This window comes from Luteococcus sp. Sow4_B9 (genome assembly GCF_052116585.1).
Lineage (GTDB): Bacteria > Actinomycetota > Actinomycetes > Propionibacteriales > Propionibacteriaceae > Luteococcus.
The window spans coordinates 162,629-184,071 of the sequence record NZ_JBQKKT010000004.1 but is presented as its reverse complement, the minus strand read 5'-3'; the positions used below and the strand labels follow the sequence as shown (position 1 = coordinate 184,071).

The 21,443-nt window shown below is 68.7% G+C and carries 24 protein-coding genes; 15 read left to right on the top strand and 9 right to left on the bottom strand.

All coding sequences use genetic code 11. The features are described from left to right. Positions 1-35: 35 nt before the first annotated feature. From ACTQ49_RS04615 to ACTQ49_RS04605, 3 genes are all read left to right on the top strand, one after another. Complete coding sequence (locus ACTQ49_RS04615; protein WP_441826663.1) at positions 36-1,301, top strand: AI-2E family transporter; 1,266 nt, start codon at positions 36-38, stop codon at positions 1,299-1,301. A gap of 68 nt (positions 1,302-1,369) precedes the next feature. Then, on the top strand, positions 1,370-2,470 hold the full coding sequence (locus ACTQ49_RS04610; protein WP_441826662.1) for a hypothetical protein: 1,101 nt from the start codon (positions 1,370-1,372) through the stop codon (positions 2,468-2,470). After that, positions 2,467-2,892, top strand: a complete 426-nt coding sequence (locus ACTQ49_RS04605; protein ID WP_441826661.1) for a DUF2089 domain-containing protein — start codon at positions 2,467-2,469, stop codon at positions 2,890-2,892. Before ACTQ49_RS04610 ends, ACTQ49_RS04605 begins: the two co-directional genes overlap by 4 nt. Positions 2,893-3,035: 143 nt before the next feature. On the opposite strand, the gene greA is transcribed toward ACTQ49_RS04605, so the two are convergent. Together greA and ACTQ49_RS04595 are read right to left on the bottom strand one after the other, a co-directional pair. Further along, complete coding sequence (gene greA / locus ACTQ49_RS04600; protein WP_441826660.1) at positions 3,036-3,542, bottom strand: transcription elongation factor GreA; 507 nt, start codon at positions 3,540-3,542, stop codon at positions 3,036-3,038. 40 nt (positions 3,543-3,582) lie between these two features. Continuing rightward, complete coding sequence (locus ACTQ49_RS04595) at positions 3,583-3,990, bottom strand: DUF4307 domain-containing protein (RefSeq protein WP_441826659.1); 408 nt, start codon at positions 3,988-3,990, stop codon at positions 3,583-3,585. A gap of 69 nt (positions 3,991-4,059) precedes the next feature. On the opposite strand from ACTQ49_RS04595, the gene mca reads away from it, so the two are divergent. Beyond that, a complete protein-coding gene (mca, locus tag ACTQ49_RS04590; protein WP_441826658.1) occupies positions 4,060-4,983 on the top strand; it encodes a mycothiol conjugate amidase Mca in 924 nt (307 codons plus the stop codon). 10 nt (positions 4,984-4,993) lie between these two features. On the opposite strand, the gene ACTQ49_RS04585 is transcribed toward mca, so the two are convergent. Further along, entirely contained in the window at positions 4,994-5,185 is a 192-nt protein-coding gene (locus ACTQ49_RS04585) for a hypothetical protein (protein ID WP_441826657.1), read from the bottom strand. A gap of 75 nt (positions 5,186-5,260) precedes the next feature. On the opposite strand from ACTQ49_RS04585, the gene ACTQ49_RS04580 reads away from it, so the two are divergent. Next, complete coding sequence (locus ACTQ49_RS04580) at positions 5,261-7,318, top strand: thioredoxin domain-containing protein (RefSeq protein WP_441826656.1); 2,058 nt, start codon at positions 5,261-5,263, stop codon at positions 7,316-7,318. A gap of 42 nt (positions 7,319-7,360) precedes the next feature. On the opposite strand, the gene ACTQ49_RS04575 is transcribed toward ACTQ49_RS04580, so the two are convergent. Next, a complete protein-coding gene (locus ACTQ49_RS04575; protein ID WP_441826655.1) occupies positions 7,361-8,170 on the bottom strand; it encodes an isoprenyl transferase in 810 nt (269 codons plus the stop codon). A 97-nt stretch (positions 8,171-8,267) separates the two neighbouring features. Between ACTQ49_RS04575 and trhA the strand changes: the two genes are divergently transcribed. From trhA to ACTQ49_RS04550, 5 genes are all read left to right on the top strand, one after another. Continuing rightward, on the top strand, positions 8,268-8,963 hold the full coding sequence (gene trhA / locus ACTQ49_RS04570; RefSeq protein ID WP_441826654.1) for a PAQR family membrane homeostasis protein TrhA: 696 nt from the start codon (positions 8,268-8,270) through the stop codon (positions 8,961-8,963). A gap of 10 nt (positions 8,964-8,973) precedes the next feature. Further along, on the top strand, positions 8,974-10,062 hold the full coding sequence (gene dapE / locus ACTQ49_RS04565) for a succinyl-diaminopimelate desuccinylase (RefSeq protein ID WP_441826653.1): 1,089 nt from the start codon (positions 8,974-8,976) through the stop codon (positions 10,060-10,062). Positions 10,063-10,099: 37 nt separating this feature from the next. Next, the gene (locus tag ACTQ49_RS04560; protein WP_441826652.1) at positions 10,100-10,864 is read left to right on the top strand and encodes a TIGR00730 family Rossman fold protein; all 765 of its coding nucleotides are present in this window, start codon (positions 10,100-10,102) and stop codon (positions 10,862-10,864) included. A gap of 21 nt (positions 10,865-10,885) precedes the next feature. Then, positions 10,886-11,176, top strand: a complete 291-nt coding sequence (locus ACTQ49_RS04555; RefSeq protein ID WP_441826651.1) for a DivIVA domain-containing protein — start codon at positions 10,886-10,888, stop codon at positions 11,174-11,176. An 86-nt stretch (positions 11,177-11,262) separates the two neighbouring features. Further along, positions 11,263-11,430: a DUF3117 domain-containing protein gene (locus ACTQ49_RS04550; RefSeq protein WP_441826650.1), complete on the top strand. Its 168-nt coding sequence runs from the start codon at positions 11,263-11,265 to the stop codon at positions 11,428-11,430. A 91-nt stretch (positions 11,431-11,521) separates the two neighbouring features. On the opposite strand, the gene glgA is transcribed toward ACTQ49_RS04550, so the two are convergent. Then, on the bottom strand, positions 11,522-12,721 hold the full coding sequence (glgA, locus tag ACTQ49_RS04545; protein ID WP_441826649.1) for a glycogen synthase: 1,200 nt from the start codon (positions 12,719-12,721) through the stop codon (positions 11,522-11,524). A gap of 152 nt (positions 12,722-12,873) precedes the next feature. Here glgA and glgC point away from each other — a divergent pair, with 152 nt between their 5' ends. Further along, positions 12,874-14,106: a glucose-1-phosphate adenylyltransferase gene (gene glgC / locus ACTQ49_RS04540; protein ID WP_441826648.1), complete on the top strand. Its 1,233-nt coding sequence runs from the start codon at positions 12,874-12,876 to the stop codon at positions 14,104-14,106. A 131-nt stretch (positions 14,107-14,237) separates the two neighbouring features. On the opposite strand, the gene ACTQ49_RS04535 is transcribed toward glgC, so the two are convergent. Next, on the bottom strand, positions 14,238-14,903 hold the full coding sequence (locus ACTQ49_RS04535) for an O-methyltransferase (RefSeq protein WP_441826647.1): 666 nt from the start codon (positions 14,901-14,903) through the stop codon (positions 14,238-14,240). A 210-nt stretch (positions 14,904-15,113) separates the two neighbouring features. Between ACTQ49_RS04535 and dapA the strand changes: the two genes are divergently transcribed. The 4 genes from dapA to ACTQ49_RS04515 all read left to right on the top strand — a co-directional run bounded on the left by dapA (position 15,114) and on the right by ACTQ49_RS04515 (position 18,218). Then, positions 15,114-15,995, top strand: coding sequence for a 4-hydroxy-tetrahydrodipicolinate synthase (dapA, locus tag ACTQ49_RS04530; RefSeq protein WP_441826724.1), 882 nt, complete (start codon positions 15,114-15,116; stop codon positions 15,993-15,995). A 187-nt stretch (positions 15,996-16,182) separates the two neighbouring features. Further along, positions 16,183-16,800, top strand: a complete 618-nt coding sequence (sigE, locus tag ACTQ49_RS04525) for an RNA polymerase sigma factor SigE (protein WP_441826646.1) — start codon at positions 16,183-16,185, stop codon at positions 16,798-16,800. Positions 16,801-16,805: 5 nt separating this feature from the next. After that, positions 16,806-17,747 carry an anti-sigma factor family protein gene (locus ACTQ49_RS04520; RefSeq protein ID WP_441826645.1) on the top strand — a complete coding sequence of 314 codons (942 nt, stop codon included), beginning with the start codon at positions 16,806-16,808 and terminating at the stop codon, positions 17,745-17,747. Positions 17,748-17,852: 105 nt separating this feature from the next. Then, on the top strand, positions 17,853-18,218 hold the full coding sequence (locus tag ACTQ49_RS04515; protein ID WP_441826723.1) for a Sec-independent protein translocase subunit TatB: 366 nt from the start codon (positions 17,853-17,855) through the stop codon (positions 18,216-18,218). Between the two features lie 89 nt (positions 18,219-18,307). Here ACTQ49_RS04515 and ACTQ49_RS04510 read toward each other — a convergent pair whose 3' ends face one another. The 3 genes from ACTQ49_RS04510 to ACTQ49_RS04500 all read right to left on the bottom strand — a co-directional run bounded on the left by ACTQ49_RS04510 (position 18,308) and on the right by ACTQ49_RS04500 (position 21,387). Beyond that, complete coding sequence (locus ACTQ49_RS04510) at positions 18,308-19,462, bottom strand: Mrp/NBP35 family ATP-binding protein (RefSeq protein WP_441826644.1); 1,155 nt, start codon at positions 19,460-19,462, stop codon at positions 18,308-18,310. Positions 19,463-19,568: 106 nt separating this feature from the next. Then, positions 19,569-20,120 (bottom strand): DUF1003 domain-containing protein, encoded by a 552-nt coding sequence (locus tag ACTQ49_RS04505; protein WP_441826643.1) that lies wholly within the window; start codon positions 20,118-20,120, stop codon positions 19,569-19,571. After that, positions 20,113-21,387, bottom strand: coding sequence for a magnesium transporter MgtE N-terminal domain-containing protein (locus tag ACTQ49_RS04500; protein WP_441826642.1), 1,275 nt, complete (start codon positions 21,385-21,387; stop codon positions 20,113-20,115). Before ACTQ49_RS04500 ends, ACTQ49_RS04505 begins: the two co-directional genes overlap by 8 nt. Positions 21,388-21,443 lie beyond the last annotated feature (56 nt).

The following is a 21,443-nucleotide window of genomic DNA, read 5'->3' as shown; positions in this document are numbered from 1 at the left end:
GATCCTGATGCCCGCGCTCGCACGAAAGGCCATGCATGGCAGCCCAGCCCACCCCCCGTCCCGAGGCGACGGACGACGCGCATTCGGACGACTCCGGTCGTCGTGCCCTGCTGGCCCAGCAGGCCGCTACCCCTGGTGAGGTGCCGCACGGCATCAAGCTGGCGGCCGGCTGGTTCTGGCGCCTGCTGGTGATTGCCGCTGGCATCGCCGGGCTGGGCTACCTCTTCGCACTGCTCTCGTCGGTGGTGATCCCGCTGCTCGTGGCGGTGCTGCTGACGGCTGCGCTGTGGCCCTTGAAGACGATGCTGGAGCGCAAGGGTGTCTCCCGTGCCCTGGCGACGGTGCTGAGCCTGCTCTTCCTGCTCCTGCTGGTCTTCGGCATCTTCACCCTGGTGGGTGCCCAGATCGCCTCGCAGTCCTCGGAACTGGCGAAGGCGTCGGTGGACAGCTACGCGCAGTTCATGGACTGGCTGGGCAATGGTCCGTTGAACATCCACCAGCCGCAGATCGACGCCTGGACCCAGAAGGTCACCGACTGGGCCAAGACCCAGCAGTCGATGGCCGGCCGGATGGCCGCCTCCGCAGGCGCCCAGGTGGGCAGCTTCTTCGCCGGGATCGCCCTGGCCCTGTTCGCCCTGTTCTACTTCCTCTTCGAGGGTGAGAAGATCGCCAAGACCGGCTTCACGTTGATTCCGCACTCCTCGCGTGCCCGAGTGGTCGACGCGTGCCGTCGCGGCTGGGTGGCGCTGGTGGCCTATGTGCGGGCGGCCGTCATCGTCGCCTTCGTCGACGGGTTGGGCGCGGGCATCGGCGCCGCGCTGGTGGGCTCCAACCTCTTCCTGGCGATCTTCGCGCTGACCTTCATCACGGCCTTCATCCCGCTGCTGGGCGCCTTCGTCGCCGGGCTGGTCTCCACCAGCGTGGTGCTGCTCACCCTGGGCTGGGTCAAGGGCGTCATCATGCTGGTGGTCTTCGTCCTGGTCATGCAGTTGGAAGCCCATGTGTTGCAGCCCTTCCTGCTGGGCAAGGCCGTCTCGATCCATCCGCTGGCGGTGCTCTACGGCATCGCGATCGGTGGCCTGGTGGGAGGGATCGTCGGTGTGCTGTTCGCCGTGCCGCTGCTGGCCTTCGGCAATGCCTTTGTGAAGGCCATGGCCTCGCACCATGCGGATTCCGACGAGATCGCCCCGCCCGCCCAGGATCCGGTGCTGGAGGGGCAGGATCCGGTGCTGGAGGACGGGGAGCCCGGGGATTCGCCGGCTCCCGCGGGTGGCGTCGGCGAGGCCACCGCCCGGTTGTGACCCTGATCTGACCCGCATTTGTTGAACCACCCCTTCTGGAATGGAAGGGGTGGTTTTACATTCATTGCATGAACCAAGACCTGACTCCGATCCTCGAAGACCTTGCCGCGGGGCGTATCACGCAGGCGGAGGCCAGCCGCCGCATCGACGAGCTGCAGGCCGCCCGCCCTGCTGGCGAAGCCCTCCCGGACGACACTCCCGGCACCCCGGGTGGCGCCGCCTCCGCGCCGTCAGGTGCCGCTGATGAGCCGAGCTGGGGATCGATCGCCCGCAACCTGTTCGATGCCGCGCAGGACCTGGCGCAGGGAGTGGCGGCTGGTGCGACGGACCTCACCGGCGGGATCCGCACTGCCAGCGAGCACGTCGAGGCGGTGACCCCGGAGCAGCCTGCGGGCAACCAGGGCGTGCAGCGGGTCAGCGTGCGCGCGACGGGTCGACGGGTGCGCATCGTGGGGGATCCGACGATCGCCACCCTGGTGGCCGACGGACCGCACGTCCTGCGTCGCGTGGGCAGCACGCTCGAGGTCACCTGCGATGGCGAGCTGGGGGCTTCTCGCGACGGCTTCAGCATCCTGCGGGGCCCGCTGCTGACCCACGGGCTGGGGGGACTGAAGAACCTGGGGCTGGATGACCTGCGGGCGATCGGTCTGGGCCGTGAGGTGCTGTTGCGGGTCAATCCCTCGATCCCGGTCGACGTGGAGGTGACGGCTGGCAGCCTGACCACCGAGGATGTGCCCTGGTTGGGGCGGGTGCGGGTCACCGCTGGTGGGGCGCATCTTGGATCGGTCCACCAGGTGGCCGATGCCCTGGTGCAGGCGGGCAGTGCCACCGTGGGCGGACCGCTGGATCGTGGCCGATCGCGCGTGCGGGTGGAGTCCGGCAATGCCGTGGTGGACCTGACGGCTGACGCCAATGTGGTGGTGCACGCCGATGCCCAGCTGGGGCGGGTCGCCTGGCCCGGTGGGGGAGCTGCGCTCGACGAGTTCCAGGCGGGCGAGGGAGCCGGAAGGCTGGACGTGACCGTCGTGATGGGGGCCGCGAGCGTCCGCCAGGAGGGAGTGGAGGAGGACTCCGGGGCCACGGACCCGCGGGACGTCAACCAGGAGGAATCGCCCGCTGGCCAGCAGGGGCACGGGCACCCAAGCACTGACTCGGAGGATGAGCGATGAGCAACCACAACCACCCGGTGCATCGGGCACCTGCCCACTGCCCGGTCTGCACGGCAGACCTGGTGACCACGCGCCTGGGCTGCGACGAGTGCGGCACGGAGTTGGGCGGACGCTTCGAGCGATGCCGCTTCTGCTCACTGGAGCCGGAGCAGCTGGAGCTGCTCACGGTCTTCCTGGCCTCGCGCGGGAACCTGCGTGAGGTGGCCAAGCACCAGCAGGTCAGCTACCCGACGGCGCGGGGCCGTCTCAGCGCACTGCTGGCCAGTCTCGGCATCGACGAGATGACGACCGTGCCCGAAGCCGAGCAAGACCAGGACGCCGAATCGCGGGGCCCGACGCCTCGCACCCGCGACGAGGTGCTGGCCGAGGTCGCAGCGGGCCGGATCTCCCCGTCGGAGGCGGCAGCTCTGCTGCGCGGCTGAATCCTTCCCGGCCGCGCAGACCGGCCCCAGACACAGACCGGCCCCAGACACAGACTGGCCCCGGACACCGGATCGCGTCCCCCTCCCCCAAGGAGGGGGACGCGATCCGTGTGCAACCGGGGCGCTCGTGGTGGCGCTGGGGATCAGCCCTGGAAGGTCTCCACCTTCACGACGGTGATCTCGATCGTCTTGCCGTTGGGGGCCTCGTAGGAACTCTGCTCGCCCACCTTCTTGCCCAGCACGGCGGCGCCGAGCGGCGACTGCGGGCTGAAGACCTGCATGTCGACGGAGTCGTCCAGGCCCATCACCTCGCGGGAGCCCAGCAGGAAGGTGTCGGTGTCGTCCTCGTCGTCGAAGTAGGCGACGGTGATCTGGGTGCCGGGAGCTGCCTCGCCGGTCTTGGGGGCCTCGCCCACCTGGGCGCGGCGCAGCATGTCCTCGAGCTGGGTGATCCGGGCCTCCATCTGGCCCTGCTCCTCGCGGGCGGCGTGGTAGCCGCCGTTCTCGGAGAGGTCGCCCTCGTCGCGGGCCTGCGCGATCTTGGTCGAGACCTCGATGCGGCCATCGCCCTTGAGGTGTGCAAGCTCGGCGGAGAGCTTGTCGAAGGCCTCCTGCGTCAGCCACACGGTGTCGGTTGCATTCTCAGTCATTCGAGAAATCTATCATCGACGGCAGATTGTCCCAAGAACCTCAGGCCAGCCGGCAGCTCGCCACCTCCACGCTCACGGCGCGATTGACCGTCTTGACCGGGATCTTGGTGCGGGTGATCTTCTCGGTACCGCCGGGGATCGTCGCCTCGTACTCGCCGACGCGCACGAAGTTCTCCGCGGTGGCCTCCAGTACGCAGATCACGGGTTTGGCGGGATCGCGACGCTGGACGCGCAGGTCAGCGACGATCTCGTGCTCCCCGGTTTCCTGGAAGCCGTACACGTCCGCGGTGACGTCCGGGGTGGACGAGGTTCCGCCGGCCCAGACCAGCCACCCCGCCAGGGCGAGACTCAGCACCGTCACCAGCGTCAGGTAGAGCTTGCGCCGGGACGGCGGGACGGCATAGCGGTCCTGGATGCGGGCACGGTCGGCGTCGGTCACGGTGGTCACGGCTCCCATTGTGCCCGGTGCTGTCCACGGTGGGGCTGACGGCCCACGACGGGTGTGGGCTTCGGCACAATGGTGGCCATGCCCAAGACCAGTGAGAACGAGCCCCTGCGGTTGCTCCACGTGCACGCCCACCCCGATGACGAGTCGAGCAAGGGTGCCGCCACGACGGCCAAGTACGTCGCCGAAGGAGTGCAGGTCATGGTGGCCACCTGCACGGGAGGGGAGCGGGGCAGTGTCCTCAACCCCAAGATGGACCGGCCCGAGGTCTGGCAGGACATCGCTGCGATCCGCCACCTGGAGATGGACACGGCGCGCGAGATCCTGGGCATCGAGCAGCGCTGGCTCGGCTACATCGATTCGGGTTTCCCGGAAGGGGATCCGTTGCCGCCGTTGCCGCGCGGCTGCTTCGGCCTGGTGGACCCGGACCAGGCGGCCCAGCCGCTGGTTCGGCTGATCCGTGAGTTCAGGCCGCACGTCGTCACCACCTATGACGAGAAGGGCGGCTACCCGCACCCGGACCACATCATGTGCCACAAGGTGACGATGGCGGCCGTGCAGCAGGCTGGTGATCCCAACCAGCACGCGAATCTGGGGCCCACCTGGCAGGTGCAGAAGCTCTACTACCACATGGGCTTCCACCGTCTGCGGCTTGCTGCCCTGGACGCGGCGATGCACGAGAAGGGCCTCGACTCGCCCTATGTGGAGCGGCTCGCCAAGTGGGAGGACTTCGAGTACGAGAAGCGGATCACCACGCGGATCGACTGCGGGGAGTACTTCCCCGTGCGTGATGCGGCGCTCAAGGCGCACGCCACCCAGATCGACCCCGACGGTCCGTGGTTCGCCGTCCCCACCGAGGTGCAGCAGCAGGTCTGGCCGACGGAGGACTTCGAGCTGGTCTTCAGTCAGGTGCCCACCGCGCTGCCGGAGGACGACCTGTTCGCGGGCCTGCGTGGCGTCAAGGCCGACGACCCGACGGAGAACTGGCAGATCTGACCGGCGGGGGTCAGTCCTCGATGGTGGTGCGCTCGAAGGCCTGGGCCTTGCGACCCTCCTCGGTGAGGTCTGCCTCGTAGGGGATCGACGGGTCGATCTTGCGGGTGTGGCGGCGCAGGCTGATGGAACCCAGGATGATGAAGCTGGCGATCACCAGGAAGGTGATGAGATTGAGCGTTCCGCTGGCGAGCATCAGGTTCATGGCTGCAGGATACGCGGTGCACGCCCCGAATGCCGTCCCGGGTCCGCCCAGCGTGGCTTTGGCTAGGCTGGGCGCGTGCCGAACCGTCTTGCCGAGTCCACCAGTCCCTACCTGCAGCAGCATGCCCACCAGGAGGTCGACTGGTTCCCCTGGGGGCCCGAGGCCTTCGCCGCAGCCCGTGAACGGGATCTGCCGCTGCTGGTGAGCACGGGCTATGCGGCCTGCCACTGGTGTCACGTGATGGCGCACGAGAGCTTCGACGACCACGACACGGCCGTGCTGATGAACGAGAACTTCGTCAGCGTGAAGGTGGACCGTGAGGAGAATCCGGACGTCGATGCGGTCCTGATGAATGCAACCCAGGCGCTCACTGGCCAGGGCGGGTGGCCGATGACGGTCTTCCTGACGCCCGACGGCGACCCTTTCTTCGCCGGCACCTACTTCCCGCCGGTGCCCACCGGCAACCAGCCGAGCTTTGGTCAGGTGCTGGAGGCACTGGCCGGTGCCTGGCAGGATCGCCGCGACGAGGTCCTGGGCTCCGCTCAGAGCATCACCGCCCAGCTGCGGGAACTGAACCCGGTCACCAGCAGCGACCAGGTGCCCGGCTCGCGCGAGACGCTCGAGCTGCTGGGCAAGGACTACGACATGATCCACGGCGGCTTCGGCACGGCGCCGAAGTTTCCGCCGGCCATGGTGCTCGACGCACTGCTGGTCAAGGGCGACCCGACGAGCCTGGACATGGCCCAGCTCACCTGCGAGATGATGGCGCGCGGCGGCCTCTATGACCGGGTGGGTGGCGGTTTCCACCGTTATGCCGTCGACGTCGGCTGGGTGGTGCCGCACTTCGAGAAGATGCTCTACGACAATGCCCTCCTGCTGGGCAGCTACACCCGTTGCTGGCGGCGCACCGCCGACCACGACGGCTACAAGCGCGAGCTCTATGAGCATGTCATCTACTCCACCGTCGAGTGGCTGGAGCGCGAGATGCGCACCGAGTCCGTCGAGGGCCGCCCCGGTGGTGCCTTCGCCGCCAGCCTGGACGCGGACAGCGTCGACATCCGCGGCATGGTGGCCGAGGGGATCTACTACGTCTGGAATCCCGAGCTACTGGAGGACGCGCTGGGGGAGCAGGACGGCGGCTGGGCCCGCCAGGTCTTCCACGTGCACGACGCCGGAACCTTCGAGCACGGCCTGTCCACGCTGCAGCTGCACGGCTCACCGGACCGGGGGCGTCTGACGGCAGTGCTGGAGAAGCTGCGCGCCGAACGGGAGAACCGCTTCCGCCCCAGCCGTGATGACAAGGTGGTGGCGGCCTGGAATGGCCTGCTGATCGACTCGCTGGTGACGGCCGCGATGGTCTTCGGTGAGGCCGGCTGGTTGGAGCTGGCCCGGGATGCTGCCGAGGCCGTCTGGGCGGTCCACGTGGACCAGACAACCGATGTCTTCGTGCGCACCTCCCGCGACGGTCTGGCCGGCACGTCACCGGCCGTGACGGAGGACCATGGGGCCCTTGCGCTGGGACTGGCCCGGCTGGCGGGTGCCACCGGCGATGCCGTCTGGCAGGAGCGCGCCGTGTGGCTCGTGGAGCGGGCCCTGCGCCTGTTCGGGGCCGAGGATGGTGGATTCTTCGACGCGGCGCAGACCGACGAGCTGTTCACCCGCCCGCGGGACCTGACGGACAACTCCACCCCGTCGGGCACCAGCTCCATGGTGGCCGCGCTGCGCCTGGTGGGCCTGCTGGCCTGCCGTCCCGATCTGGTGGAGCGGGCCGATCAGGCCGCCCGCACCACCTGGCCGCTGGTGGCCAACCAGCCCCGCTTCGCCGGCTGGTCGCTGGCCGATGCGCTGGTGCTGGAGGATGCGCGCCGGGGGCTTCGCCCGGCCCAGGTCGTCGTGGTGCTGCCCGAGGGGTCCGAGGGGATCGACCGGCTGGCCACCGCCGCCTTCCGGATGGCGCCGGCAGGCTCGGCCATCGTGGTGGGACGGGCCGGGACCGATGGCTTCGGTCACCTCTTCGACGGGCGCGAGGCGCGAGACGGGCAGGCCACGGCCCATGTCTGCCGCGGTGAGGTCTGCCTGGAGCCGACCACGGACTACACCGAGCTCAAGACCCCACTGTGGACGCGCTGCTGAGCGCGGCTGGCTGACGGGCCCCCGCGTGCGCGGCTGGGGGGATCAGCGTCCGAAGCGGCGCTCGCGCTGGCTGAAGGAGCGCAGGGCGCGCAGGAAGTCCACCCGTCGGAAATCCGGCCACAGGGCCTCACAGAAGTAGAACTCGCTGTGGGCGCTCTGCCACATCAGGAATCCCGAGAGGCGCTGCTCGCCCGAGGTGCGGATGATCAGATCCGGGTCCGGCTGGCCCTTGGTGTAGAGGTGTCCGCCGATGTGGTCGATCTCCAGGCTTTCGGCCACCTCCTCCAGGGTGCGGCCCTTGGCGGCCTCCTCCTTGAGCAGGGAGCGCACGGCATCGCGCAGCTCGTGGCGGCCGCCGTAGGCGATTGCCACGTTGACCACCATGCCCTCGTTCTGCGCGCTGTGCTGGCGGGCTCGCTCGAGTGTGGCGGCCATCTCCGGGGGCAGCAGTGACATGTCTCCCACCGCCTGCACCGGCCAGCGGCCGTCGTCGGCCAGGTCCACCACCAGCTGCTCGATCACGCCGAGCAGGGGGCGCACCTCCTCGTCGGTGGAGCGCTTGAGGTTGTCCGGGCTGAGCACCCAGAGGGTGACCACCTCGATGCCTGCGGCGTCGCACCAGCCGACGAAGTCCTTGAGCTTGTCCGCGCCTGCCTGGTAGCCGGCCACCAGGGGCTGGTCCGGGGCATTCATCCGGGCCCAACGGCGATTCCCGTCGGCCAGGACGGCGACGTGGCGGGGCAGTCGATCCTTGTCGATCTCGGCGATCAGACGCGTCTCGTAGGTGCTGTAGAGCAGGCCCGACGGATGCATCCTGTCGAGTGTCTCGGTGAGGCGATCCAGCCGGTTCATGCTTTCCAGACTAGTGCTTGCGGCTGTCAGGGGCACTCGGTGCGGAATTTGGGCGGGGTGGTCTCAGCAGGCTCTAACCTACGCTAGCGTAGGTTCCATGCGAACCGCGGAGAGCTCCAGGGGCGATCACCTGCGCGAGACGGTCGAGGACCTCGTCGACCGCGTCAAACCGAGACTGCGCGGGTGGCAGCACCAGGTCTTTGCGCCCATCGTGCTCGTCGCCGGCCTGTTGCTGGTCGCCTTCGCCCCGCAGCTCGACGAGCGGCTGGCGAGCGTCGTCTACACCCTGAGCGCCGTGCTGTTGTTCGGCAACTCCGCCTTCTACCACCGGGGCACCTGGTCGCCGGGCACCCTCGCGGTCTTCCGACGGGTGGACCACGCGAACATCTTCGTCTTCATCGCGGGCAGCTACACCCCGCTGGCCGTCGGCATGCTGCACGGGCGGAGCCTGCGCATCCTGCTGACCATGATCTGGCTGTGCGCCCTGGCTGGTGTGCTCTTCCGGGTCTTCTGGATCAGTGCCCCCCGCTGGCTCTACGTCGCGCTCTACCTGGCGATGGGGTGGGCGGCGGTGGGCTGGCTGGGGCAGTTCTGGCAGGCGGGCGGCCCCTGGGTGGTCTTCCTGATCGCGTTGGGTGGACTCATCTACTCCGTCGGCGCCGTGGTCTACGGCCGCAAGAGCCCCAACCCGTGGCCCAGCACCTTCGGCTTCCACGAGATCTTCCACAGCTGCACGGTGCTGGCGGCCGTGTGCCACTACATCGCCATCTGCCTGGTGCTGTTCACGCGCTAGTCTCGGCGCCATGGACGCCCTGGATCTCGAGCAGCCCCTGCCCACCCTGCTGCGGGCACTGGTCGACGTCGAATCCGTGAGCGGCAATGAGCAGCAGCTGGCAGACCTGGTGGAGCGGGCGCTGGAGCGGCAGCCACACCTGCACGTCACCCGTCTGGGCAATACCGTCGTGGCACGCACCGAGCTGGACCGGCCCCAGCGCGTGGTGGTGGCCGGGCACCTGGACACGGTGCCGGTGGCCGGGAACCTGCCCAGCCAGCTGCGCACCACCGACGGGGAGCAGCGCATCCACGGCCGCGGCAGTTGCGACATGAAGGGCGGCGTCGCCGTCGCGCTGCAGCTTGCCGCAGAACTGCGCCAGCCCCGCCATGACGTCACCTGGATCTTCTACGACAACGAGGAGGTCTCCGGTCCGCTGAACGGACTGGGGCTGACCGCCGACGCCCACCCGGAGCTGGTGCAGGCCGATTTCGCCATCCTGATGGAACCCACCCGAGCCCTGGTGGAGGGCGGCTGCCAGGGGACGCTGCGCTTCTGGGTCTCCACCCGAGGGGTGGCCGCGCACAGTGCCCGCGGCTGGATGGGGCACAACGCCATCCACGATCTGCGCCATGTCCTGGAGCGGATCGTCGGCTTCGAGCAGCGCACCATCGAGGTGGACGGGCTGGCCTACCGGGAGGGCCTCAATGCCGTGCAGGTCAGCGGGGGAGTGGCCGGCAATGTCATCCCCGACGAGTGCCGGGTGCACGTCAACTACCGCTATGCCCCGGACAGGGAGGTCATCGAGGCCCGAGCGGTGATGGAGCGGCTCTTCGACGGCTTCGAGCTCGACTGGGTTGACCTCTCGCCGGCCGCCCGCCCGGGCCTGCACCTGCCGATGGCCCGGGACTTCGTCGACGCCGTCGGGGGTACCCCGGGCCCCAAGTACGGCTGGACCGATGTGGCCCGGTTCAGCGCGCTGGGCATCCCCGCAGTGAACTTCGGCCCGGGCGACCCGAGCCGGGCCCACACCGACGACGAGTTCTGCCCCGTCGAGGACCTGCACACCTGTGCCGCTGCACTGCGTCGCTGGTTGCAGCCTGCAGGACAGCCGCAATGACCCCAGGCAAGACCCAACCGGACCCAAGGAGAATCCCATGAGCCCGCACCGCAATGCCCCCTATGACAATGCCCCCGGCCCCGGCGACCGGATCGTGCAGGGCCCGGTGGTCCGGCGCGACCACCAGGGCGCCGACTCCACCACGGACCAGCGCCTCCTGGCCGGCGGCAATGACACCTCCTGGGCGCACAGCGACCCGTGGCGGACCATGCGCATCCAGTCGGAATTCGTCGAGGGCTTCGACGCTCTGGCCGAACTGGGCCCGGCGATCAGCATCTTCGGCTCGGCCCGGACCCGGCCCGATTCGCCGCACTGGGCCGCCGCCGAGCGGATGGCGGCGGAACTGGTGCGGCGCGGGCACGCGGTGATCACCGGTGGTGGCCCCGGCATCATGGAGGCCGCCAACAAGGGCGCCGACGAGGCCGGAGGAACCTCCGTCGGCCTGGGCATCGAGCTGCCCTTCGAGGCGTCGATGAATCCGCACGTCAACCTGGGCATCAACTTCCGCTACTTCTTCGTCCGCAAGGTGATGTTCCTGAAGTATGCGCAGGGCTTCATCGTGATGCCGGGCGGTCTGGGCACCTTCGACGAGCTCTTCGAGGCGCTCACCCTGGCGCAGACCGGCAAGGTGCAGGACTTCCCCGTGGTGCTCTTTGGCAGCGACTACTGGACCGGCCTGGTGGGCTGGCTGCGCGAGCGGTGCTTGGCCGAGGGCTACATCCACGAGTCGGACCTGGACCGTTTCCTGGTGACCGACGACGAAGTGCAGGCCGTCGAGCACGTCCTCGGGGCCGATGGCTGACCCCTGTGCCACGATGGGCGCATGACGTGGTTCCTGGCACTGGTGGTGGTGGCGATCCTGGGGGCGGCCTTCGTGGTGGGTTCCGGACGGTGGGGTTCCATGCCGGAACTGCCCGACGAGCAGCACTCCCGGCTGCCCGGTCCCGGACCCATCAGCGCCGACGACCTGCGCGAGGTCCGCTTCGACGTGGTGCCCCGCGGCTACTCGATGCGCGACGTCGACCTGCTGCTGGCACGGCTCATTGAGCAGCTCGACGAGGCTCCCGCCGCACCGCGTCGCCGGACCCTGGACGATGAATCCAACCTCCCGTAGGACACCACCCCGCGGGTGTGAAGTGGGGTTGTTTGCCGGAATACGGAATAATGGGTGAAAAGCCGTCGAAGAGATGAGGAAGCGCAATGGCTGCAATGAAGCCCCGAACGGGTGATGGTCCCATGGAGGTCACCAAGGAAGGCCGTGGCATCGTGATGCGTGTTCCCGTGGACGGCGGAGGCCGTCTCGTGGTCGAGCTCAACGCCACCGAGGCCGAGGACCTGCTCAAGTGCCTGCAGGAGATCGTGGGCTGAATGTCCCTTCGCCCCTGCACGTGCAGGGGCACCAGACGCAAACGGCGTGTCCCCCAGGGGGACACGCCGTTTCTGTGTTCCGGGTGACGGGTCAGCCGGCGCTGCGGGCAGCGTGGCGATCGATGGCCGCCCGGTAGACGTCGACGGTCTGCTGTGCGATGGTCTCCCAGCTGAACTTGTCGATGCAGCGCTGACGGCCAGCCTTGCCGAAGGCCTCGGCGCGGTCCGGATCGCGGGTGAGCTCGTTGATCCGGTCCGCGAAGGTCTGCTCGAAGGCCGCGATGTAGTCGGCATCGTCGGCTCGGGCCGGATCGTAGTCCACCAGGAAGCCGGTCTCACCGTCGACGACCACCTCCGGGATGCCGCCCACGGCGCTGGCCACCACGGCGGTCTCGGTGGCCATGGCCTCGAGGTTCACGATGCCCAGCGGCTCGTAGATCGACGGGCAGGCGAAGACGGTGGCATTGCTCATCACCTGACGCACGCTGGCGCGGGGCAGCATCTCCTGCACCCAGACCACCCCGCCGCCGCGGCTCTCCTTGACCGCGCCGAAGGCCTGGTTGAACTCCTCGGCGATCTCCGGGGTGTCCGGGGCACCGGCCAGCAGGATCAGCTGGGTTTCCGGGTCCAGGTGCTGGGCGGCGCGCACCAGGTGCACCAGGCCCTTCTGACGGGTGATGCGGCCCACGAAGACCACCGACGGCTTGGTGGGGTCCATCCCGATCCGCTCGCACACGTCGGTGTTCGTGTCCGGCTTGAACTCCTCCGGATCGATGCCGTTCAGCACGACGTGGATCTTCTCCGGCTCCAGCTCCGGGTAGGCCGCCAGGATTCCCTTCTTCATGCCCTCGCTCACGGCGATGACGGCATCGGCGCCGTTGTAGGCGGTGCGCTCGGCCCACGAGCTGAGGCGGTAGCCGCCGCCGAGCTGCTCGGCCTTCCACGGCCGGTCGGGCTCCAGCGAGTGCGCGCTGACCACGTGCGGCACGTCGCGGAAGAGGCCGGTCAGGTGGCCGGCCAGGTTGGCGTACCAGGTGTGCGAGTGGACCAGTTCGACGTCCTCGGGGACGGCCGCCACCATCGAGAGGTCGGCGCCGAAGACGCGCAGTGCGGCATTGGCACCGGCGGGGTAGTTCTCGGCGTGGGCGGTGGCACCGTCGCGCGGCTCGCCCATGCACTGGACATCGACGTCGATGAACTTGCGCAGCTGGGGGACGAGCTGGGCGACATGCACGCCGGCTCCTCCGTAGACGGACGGTGGGTACTCACGAGTGAGGATGGATACGCGCATGACCCGATGCTTCCACAGCCGCGCGCCGGCCACAATGGCTTGTCAGTGCAATACGCCACACTTGGACAACTGAATGAAGGATCGTCCAACAACCGATGGCAACTCCTGTCGAATGCTTGTCGAAAGACCTTGTCACGCCATAGGTTTTGGGTATGTCCACAAGACCTAAGGTGCTCTCCATCGTTCTCGCCGGAGGTGAGGGCAAGCGACTCATGCCCCTCACCGCCGACCGTGCAAAGCCAGCAGTGCCGTTCGGGGGTACGTACCGCCTGATCGACTTCGTGCTGTCCAATCTGGCCAACTCGGAATTGCGCCAGATCTGCGTGCTGACCCAGTACAAGTCCCACTCCCTTGACCGTCACATCTCGCTGACCTGGCGGATGTCGACGATGCTCGGCAACTACGTCACCCCGGTGCCGGCGCAGCAGCGCCTGGGGCCGCAGTGGTACCAGGGCAGCGCCGACGCCATCTACCAGTCGATGAACCTCATCCGTGACGAGAACCCCGACTACATCGTCGTCTTCGGGGCCGACAACATCTACCGGATGGACGTCAGCCAGATGCTCGACGCCCACATCGAGTCCGGGCTGCAGTGCACCGTCGCAGGCATCCGGGTTCCGCGTTCCGAGGCCCACGCCTTCGGCATCATCGATGCCGAGGACGGCGGCAAGATCAAGCAGTTCCTGGAGAAGCCGGCCGATCCGCCCGGCCTGCCCGATTCGCCCGACGAGTCCTTCGCCTCCATGGGCAACTACATCTTCAGCACCGAGGCGCTCATCGACGCCCTGGAGGCTGACGCCGCCAACCCCAATGCCGGTCACGACATGGGTGGCGACATCATCCCGTCCTTCGTCGCCAAGGGTGAGGCGCAGGTCTACGACTTCCGTGAGAATGTCGTCCCCGGCGCCACCGACGAGGATCGCGACTACTGGCGCGATGTGGGCACGATCGACGCCTACCACGAGGCCCACATGGACCTGGTCAGCGTCGTGCCCCAGTTCAACCTGTACAACTCCCAGTGGCCCATCTGGACCACCCAGGTGCAGGCGCCGGGTGCCAAGTTCACGATGCGCGGCAATGCCGAGGACTCGATCGTCTCGCCCGGCTGCATCATCTCCGGTGGCGACGTGGACCGCACCGTGATGAGCCCGGACGTGCGCATCGAGAAGTGGGCGCGCGTCGACAGCTCGATCCTGATGTCGGGCGTCCGCATCGGCCGCAATGCGGTGGTCCACAACGCCATCCTCGACAAGAACGTCATCGTCCCCGATGGCGTGGAGATCGGTGTGAACCATGAGTACGACCGTGCCCGTGGCTTCACCGTGAGCGCTGGTGGCATCACGGTGGTGGGCAAGGGTATCCAGATCCCGCCGCTCGACCTCTGAGCCGAGCGCGTCCAGAACCGCCGACAGACGACGGGGCCGGGCGCGATCCAGCTGGATCGCACCCGGCCCCGTCGTGGTGTTGGGTGCCTGGTGTTTCGGCGTCTGGTCCCGACGTTTGGCGGAGGCGGCGCTCAGGCCTTGATCGCGGCGAGCAGCCCGTTGCCGACGGGCAACAGCATGGAGGTGAACTCCTCCGTCTCGGCCACTGCGGCGAGCGCCTCGCGGATGATCAGCGTCTCGTCGTCCTCATTGTCCGGGTTGGCCACCAGACCCTTCCAGAGCGCATCGTTGAGCACGACGACGCCGCCGTGGCGCAGCAGGCGGAGGGCCTGGGCGACGTACTCCACGTACTCGAGCTTGTCACCGTTGATGAAGACCATGTCGTAGGCGCCGTCACGCAGCTTGGGCAGCACGTCCAGCGGGATGCCGGCGATCAGGCGGAAACGATTGCTCGGGATGCCGGCGGCGCGGAATTCCTGGCGGGCGGCATCCTGACGCTGCGGCTCGGGATCGATGGAGGTGAGGATTCCCTCCTGGCCCATGCCCTCGAAGATGGCCAGTCCGGAGACGCCCGTGCCGGTGCCGATCTCGACGACGGCGCGGGCCTGCACCAGGCGGGCGATGAAGCGCAGGGCGGTGATGCTGCCCGTGCTGATGGGCGCAAGGCCGAGCTCGACGGCCTTGTCTCGGGCGTCGCGCAGCACGTCACCGGGCTGCACGAAGGATTCGGCGTGGTCCCACGAGCGGGCGTCGAGCGCCGCGGGGGAGGTCTGGTTCGGGGTGTTCGGCTGGCTCACGGCTGACAGACTACCGAAGCGGGGCGTCGCCACCGCCGGAAGCCTCAGGTAGCACTGGAGGGCGGACTGACCTGGGTGCGGGGATGTTCGGATGCTGTGGTCCGAGACCGAACTGCCGCCCGGGGCCTAGGATTGGGGCATTGCAGGCCACCCGATGATCATGATTGACGAGGCGTGATGGACGACGACATGGAAGCCCAGGCTGACGAACTGGCCGAGCCGATCTTCGGACGGGTGCTGACCGCCATGGTCACCCCGTTCACGGCGGACGGACAGGTTGACCTGCCCCGGGCCCGGCAGCTCGCCGCCCGACTGGTGGACGAGCAGGGCAATGACGCCCTGGTCGTCAACGGCACCACGGGCGAGTCACCCACCACCAGCGACGACGAGAAGCGGGCCCTGGTGGCGGCCGTCGTCGAGGAGGTGGGGGAGCGTGCCCAGGTGGTGGCGGGTGTGGGCACCTTCGAGACGGCGCACACCATCCAGCTGGCGCGCCAGGCCGACGAGGCTGGCGCCGACGGCCTGCTGGTGGTGACCCCCTACTACTCCAAGCCCCCGCAGCGCGGGATCCTGCGTCATTTCCTGGACGTGGCCGATGCCACGGAGCTGCCGATTCTGGCCTACGACATCCCGCACCGGGCCGGCGTGCAGATCGAGTCGGCGACGCTGGTGGACATGGCCAACCACCCGAACATCGTGGGCGTCAAGGACGCGAAGGGCGATCTGGCGGCGTCCTCGCGGGTGATCGCGGAGACCACCCTGGCCTACTACTCCGGTGATGACGCGATGACGCTGCCGCTGCTGGCCGTGGGCGGCGTGGGCGTGGTGGGCACCTCGACGCACTTCACCGGGCGCCGGACCCGGCAGATGATCGACGCCTTCGTGGCCGGGCGGATGGATGAGGCCTTGGCCCTGCACCAGGCGCTGCTGCCCGTCTACACCGGGGTCTTCGCCACCCAGGGCGTGATGCTGGTCAAGGCCGGGCTGGCCCACCAGGGCTTCCCGGTGGGGGGTCTGCGGGCCCCGCTGCCGGAGGCAACCGAGGCCGAGCAGGCAGCCTTTGCGGCCCTGCTGGACGTTGCCGACCTGTGAAAGCTGTGAGTCTTCCGCGTCCGGGAACCCTTGGGGGCTCCCGGACGTTGTGAGGGTGAAGCGTTCGCCCGGACGGCTCTCCTGCCATCTCGTCGTGGTGGTGGGTTCGCTGGGAGTGAACCGGCAGTGTCGTCGCGGTCCCCGCACGGCACGGTGGGCTCTCATGGAGGGCGACGGAGGGAGCAGGATGTTCAAGAGCAAGCGTCAGCCGGCCCCGGTGGCCGAGCAGGAATGGACGCCGCCCACCTGGGAGGAACTGGTCCGTGACCATTCCGACCAGGTCTACCGACTGGCCCTGCGCCTGACCGGCAATCGCCCCGACGCCGAGGACCTCACCCAGGACGTCTTCGTCCGGGTCTTCCGCTCCATCCACACCTTCACCCCCGGCACCCTCGAGGGCTGGCTGCACCGCATCACCACCAACCTCTTCCTGGACGGCGCACGCCGCAAGCAGCGCATCCGGATCGATCCGATGGCCGACGCCAGCGAGCGCGTCGTCGAGGAACAGCCGTCGCCCGGCGAACTCTTCGACGAGGCCAGCATGGACGCCGACGTCGCCGCCGCCCTGGCCGCGCTCTCGCCGGAATACCGCGTGTGCGTGGTGCTGTGCGACATCGAGGGCCTCAGCTATGACGAGATCGCGCAGGTGCTGGACGTGAAGGTGGGCACCGTGCGCAGCCGCATCCACCGGGGCCGTTCCCAACTGCGCACCGCGCTGGAACATCGCCGTCCCACCCCTGACCGTGAGCGCTACCTGGGGGTCAGCGCCAGCCGCGACGAGCACCTGGTTGCGCCGGGGATGTGACGCCGGTGGAGACGAGGATCTGTCGGGGGATTCGTCGGGACCTGACCGCCTATGCGGACCAGGCCCTGCCGGACTGGCGTCGGGACCAGGTGGCGGGCCACCTGGTGGACTGCCATCCCTGCCGTGACGAGCTGCGGGAGATCAACCGGGTGAGCTCCGTGCTGTACCTGGCCGCGCGGACCAGTGATCCGGCGCCGGCTCCCGGACACCTGGCGGATCGCCTGGTGGCGATTGCCGGGGACGAGGCCGACCGTGAACTGTGGTTGGCGCCGGAGCGCGACGGTGAACTGCCGAGCCTTCGTCGTCGCCGCCGCAACCGTGCCCTGGCCGGACTGTCGATGGCCACGGCGGGTGTGGTGGGTGCCCTGGGCGGGCTGACCCTGCTGGCGCCGGAGCTCCCGGTGATCGCGGATCTGGACGCCAGCGGCGCCGGATTCCCGAGTCTGGGGGAGGCAGCCTCCTTGGCTTCCGAGGATGACCAAGCAGGCCAGGTCAATGTGGGCGAGCTCGGCAGTTCGATGGCCACGCCGGTGGCCTCGTCGGTCTCCATCGGCGCGCTGGCGGAACGTCGACTGGTGCAGCGCAGGCTGGACCAGTGCCCATCCCAGGTGCAGTGTCCCGCCCAGGTGCTGGGCCTCCCCCTGGTCCAGCTGGCCGTGGACACCCCGACGGGCACCACGGTGGCGCAGACCCGCTACGGCTTCGGTCGGCAGCAGGTGGTCGTCGTGCAGCAGCACGGCCGCCTGGAACAGGCCCGCCCCGGCGAGGACGAGTGCACCCTGCACTGGCAGTCCGGCGAATGGGTCTTCTGCATGCAGGCCAGCAGTCGAGGTGCCGCGCAGGTGGCCGCCCAGGCCTTCCCGCACGAGGAACCGGTGACCGGCGAGGGCGTCGACGAGCGGGTCCGGCTTGGTCTGCAGACCCTGACCGGGGAACGCGGCCGCTGAGGGCGCGACGCCCCATTGGCCACCGCCCCCGCCCCCGACTAGGCTGACCACGTGCCCAGCTTTGGCCTTCCCGAGATCATCACCCTGGTGGTGCTGGCCATCATCATGTTCGGGCCCGAGAAGGTTCCGGAGCTGAGCCGCAAGGCCGCCCGCGTGATCCACTTCCTGCGCAACATCGCCAACAATGCCCAGGACCAGTTGCGGGCAGAGCTCGGCCCGCAGTACGCAGACCTGGAGCTGCGGGACCTGAACCCCAAGAACTTCGTGCAGAAGCACCTGCTGGACGAGCTCCAGGCAGACATCGACGACATCAAGTCGGACCTCTCGGAGGTGCGCACGGACCTGGACGGCAGTGTCCGCGACGCCCGGATGCTCGGTGAGGACGTACGCCACGAGTTCGAGAGCGCCAGTCACTACGACGAGGTGGCCTCGGGCGCGGTGCCGGTGCCCTGGGACGTCGACGCAACCTAGCCCGCCAGTGGGCGAGCCGGAAGCCGAACGGGCTGTCCTCGCCCCGGTGAAGCCAGCACCACCACGGCAAGGACAGGCCCGTCGATCCGTCAGACCGGGGTCACTCCCAGCTGCTTGCCGGCCAGGCCGCGCTTGCGCCCGACGATCTTCTCCGCCAGGGCCTGCAGGGCCTTGGCCGAGGCCGAATCGGGCTGGTTCACCACGATCGGCGCACCGGCGTCGCCACCCTCACGCAATTCCTGCTCCAGCGGAATCTGGGCCAGGACGGGGATCTCATAGCCCAAGCGCTCGCTCAGCGCGTCGGCGGCCTTCTGACCACCACCGGTGCCGAACAGGTCGACGCGGAAGGTGTGGCCGTCGCTGGGGCTGGTGACCTCCAGATAGCTCATGTTCTCCACCACGCCGATCACGCGCTGCTGCATGATCGCGGCCATGGTGCCGGCGCGCTCGGCCACCTCACTGGCGGCCTGCTGCGGGGTGGTGACGACGATCACCTCGCTGTTGGGGATCTTCTGGCCCAGGCTCATGGCCACGTCGCCGGTGCCGGGCGGCAGGTCCAGCACCAGGTAGTCCAGGTCACCCCAGTACACGTCGGTGAGCAACTGGTGCAGGGCGCGGTCCAGGATCGGTCCGCGCCAGGCGATCACCTGGTCACGGTCCGGCTTCAGCATGCCGACGCTGATCACCTTCATCCCCATGCTGGGCACGGGCATGATCATGTCGTCCACCGGGGTGGGCTTGGCCTCGCCCAGACCCAGCATGTCGGGCACCGAGTGGCCGTAGATGTCGGCGTCGAGGATGCCGACACTCTTGCCCATGTTGGCCAGGGCGGTGGCCAGGTTCACCGTGATGGAGCTCTTGCCCACACCTCCCTTGCCGGAGGCCACGGCGATGACCTGGGTGAGGTTGCCGGGCTGCGCGAACGGGATCTCCCGCTCGGGCTGTCCGCCCCGCAGCGTCTGCTTCAGGGCGGCGCGCTGCTCGTCGTCCATCACCCCCATCTCCAGCTGGACGTCGCTGACGCCCTCGACGGCCCCGACGGCCTTGCGGACCTCGGTGTCGATGGTGTTGCGCATCGGGCACCCCGAGACGGTCAGCAGGATGCGGATGCGCGCCACGCCGGCGTCGTCGACGGTGACGTCGTCGACCATCCCCAGCTCGGTGATGGGGCGGTGGATCTCCGGATCGTCGACGGTGTGCAGGGCGGCGCGGATCTGGCCCAGCAGCGGATTCTCTTGGCTCATGTCTCGAGTCTTTTCCTCAGGTTCTCGTATTGCAAATCATGCGGCGGCTCATCGCCGGTCCCAGCTCCCGGGCCGGCTCATCGCCGGTCCCAGCTCCCGGGCCGGCTCATCGCCGGTCCTTGCCCCGCTGCTCACGCAGCCAGGACTCCTTGCGCTGCTCGTCCTCGGCGGCATCATCGCGTTCCAGCTCGGACAACAACTCGCGCAGGCTGCTGCGCAGCTCACCACGAACATAGTCGCGGGTGGCAACCTCACCCATGTTCATCCGCAGGGCCGCGATCTCGCGGGCCAGGAAGTCCATGTCGGCACGGCTCTGGGCCGCCACGCGGCGGTCCTCCTCCATGGTCAACCGATCGCGGGCCTCCTGCCGGTTCTGCGCCAACAGGATCAGCGGCGCGGAATAGGAGGCCTGGGTGGAGAAGAACAGGTTGAGCAGGATGAAGGGATAGGGGTCCCACTTCCAGTGCCAGATGCTGACGACATTCAGCGTGACCCACAGGATCACCACGATGGTCATCCAGACCAGGAATTTGGCGGTGCCCATGAAGCGGGCCACCCATTCGGCGAACCGGCCGAAGGAGTCCGGGTCCAGTTCCACCTTGGGGAAGAGGTGTCGACGTCGGTCTCCCGGCGTGTTCAGCCGCTCACGCTCAGCCACGGGTCACCGCCTCGTCCTCGCCGTCCATCTGGTCGCCACGCCAGTCCTCGGGCAGCATGTGGTCCAGCAGGTCGTCGACCGCCACCGCCCCCACCAGCTGGTTCTCGTCATTGACCACCGGTGCCGCCACCAGGTTGTAGGTGGCGAAGTAGCGGCTCACCTCGGCCAGGTCGCTGTGCGGACGCAGCGGCTCCAGCCCGTCGTCGACCATCCCGGAGACCATCAGGGAGGGAGGCTCCCGAAGCAGGCGTTGGGTGTGCACCAACCCCAGGAAACGTCCCGACGGCGTGTCCAGCGGCGGACGGCAGATGAAGACCATCGAGGCCAGGGCCGGGGTCAGTTCCTCGTCGCGCACCTTCGCCAGGGCCTCGGCCACGGTCGCGTCGGGGGCCAGGATCACCGGCTCGGGCGTCATCATGCCGCCGGCGGTCAGGTCGGCGTAGATCATCAGCTCGCGCACGTCGGCGGCATCCTCGGGCTCCATGCGCTGCAGCAGGTCCTCGGCCATCTCCGTCGGCAGTTCCTTGATCAGGTCGGCTGCGTCGTCGGGATTCATCTCCTCCAGCACGTCGGCGGCGCGTTCGGTGTCCAGCGCCGTGAGCAGCTCCACCTGCTCGTCCTCGGGCAGCTCCTCCAGGGCATCGGCCAGCTGCTCGTCGTCCAGCTGCTCGACGATCTCGGCGCGTCGCTCCGGTGCCATGTCGTGCAGCTCGCGGGCCATGTCGGCCGGCTTCATGTCCACCATGCGGGCGATCATGTTGTCGTTGACCTGGGCGGCGTTCAGCACCAGGTTCGGGATCTCCGACCAGTCGACGATCGTGGTGGCGCCCCGCTTGGCGATGCCGAAGCGCCCGGTGGTGGTCACCTCACGCAGGGCGACGTCGTCCACCTCCCACTCGCGGGCCCGGGTGGGGCGCATCGACACGTCGTAGATGGCGGCCCTACGGGCATCACGGCGGTTCACCGTGCGGTCGAAGAGCTCGTCCACCACCAGGGTCTCGGCATCCCGCTTGCCGAAGCGTCGGGTGTCCACCTGGCCCTCGATCGCGATCTGGGTGGCGTCGATGGCTCGGACCCGGGGCATGGGGACGAAGATGCGGCGGCGGGCAAAGAGCTCCACGACCAGGCCCTTCACACGTGGCGCGCGGCCCTGGGTGCGCAGCTGGATGACCACATCGCGCACCCGGCCCACCTGGTCTCCCGAGGCGTCGAGCACGGGAAGCCCCTGGATGCGGGAGATGAAGACTGCCGACGAGGAGACGCTCACCCGGCAAATCTAACCCGTCCCCGCAAGACCCTGCCCGGCACTCGCGGGGGCCGTCT

Bases quoted from the DNA above. Each gene is read 5' to 3' on its own strand.
- trhA (WP_441826654.1), top strand. From the start codon at position 8,268: ATGCGAACCGCGGAGAGCTCCAGGGGCGATCACCTGCGCGAGACGGTC.
- ACTQ49_RS04585 (WP_441826657.1), bottom strand. From the start codon at position 5,185: ATGAACCTGATGCTCGCCAGCGGAACGCTCAATCTCATCACCTTCCTG.
- glgA (WP_441826649.1), bottom strand. From the start codon at position 12,721: ATGCGCGTATCCATCCTCACTCGTGAGTACCCACCGTCCGTCTACGGA.
- greA (WP_441826660.1), bottom strand. From the start codon at position 3,542: ATGACTGAGAATGCAACCGACACCGTGTGGCTGACGCAGGAGGCCTTC.
- ACTQ49_RS04555 (WP_441826651.1), top strand. From the start codon at position 10,886: ATGACGTGGTTCCTGGCACTGGTGGTGGTGGCGATCCTGGGGGCGGCC.
- ACTQ49_RS04605 (WP_441826661.1), top strand. From the start codon at position 2,467: ATGAGCAACCACAACCACCCGGTGCATCGGGCACCTGCCCACTGCCCG.
- ACTQ49_RS04615 (WP_441826663.1), top strand. From the start codon at position 36: ATGGCAGCCCAGCCCACCCCCCGTCCCGAGGCGACGGACGACGCGCAT.
- ACTQ49_RS04575 (WP_441826655.1), bottom strand. From the start codon at position 8,170: ATGAACCGGCTGGATCGCCTCACCGAGACACTCGACAGGATGCATCCG.
- ACTQ49_RS04560 (WP_441826652.1), top strand. From the start codon at position 10,100: ATGAGCCCGCACCGCAATGCCCCCTATGACAATGCCCCCGGCCCCGGC.
- ACTQ49_RS04515 (WP_441826723.1), top strand. From the start codon at position 17,853: ATGTTCGGGCCCGAGAAGGTTCCGGAGCTGAGCCGCAAGGCCGCCCGC.
- dapE (WP_441826653.1), top strand. From the start codon at position 8,974: ATGGACGCCCTGGATCTCGAGCAGCCCCTGCCCACCCTGCTGCGGGCA.
- ACTQ49_RS04610 (WP_441826662.1), top strand. From the start codon at position 1,370: ATGAACCAAGACCTGACTCCGATCCTCGAAGACCTTGCCGCGGGGCGT.
- glgC (WP_441826648.1), top strand. From the start codon at position 12,874: ATGTCCACAAGACCTAAGGTGCTCTCCATCGTTCTCGCCGGAGGTGAG.
- ACTQ49_RS04550 (WP_441826650.1), top strand. From the start codon at position 11,263: ATGGCTGCAATGAAGCCCCGAACGGGTGATGGTCCCATGGAGGTCACC.
- sigE (WP_441826646.1), top strand. From the start codon at position 16,183: ATGTTCAAGAGCAAGCGTCAGCCGGCCCCGGTGGCCGAGCAGGAATGG.
- mca (WP_441826658.1), top strand. From the start codon at position 4,060: ATGGTGGCCATGCCCAAGACCAGTGAGAACGAGCCCCTGCGGTTGCTC.
- ACTQ49_RS04510 (WP_441826644.1), bottom strand. From the start codon at position 19,462: ATGAGCCAAGAGAATCCGCTGCTGGGCCAGATCCGCGCCGCCCTGCAC.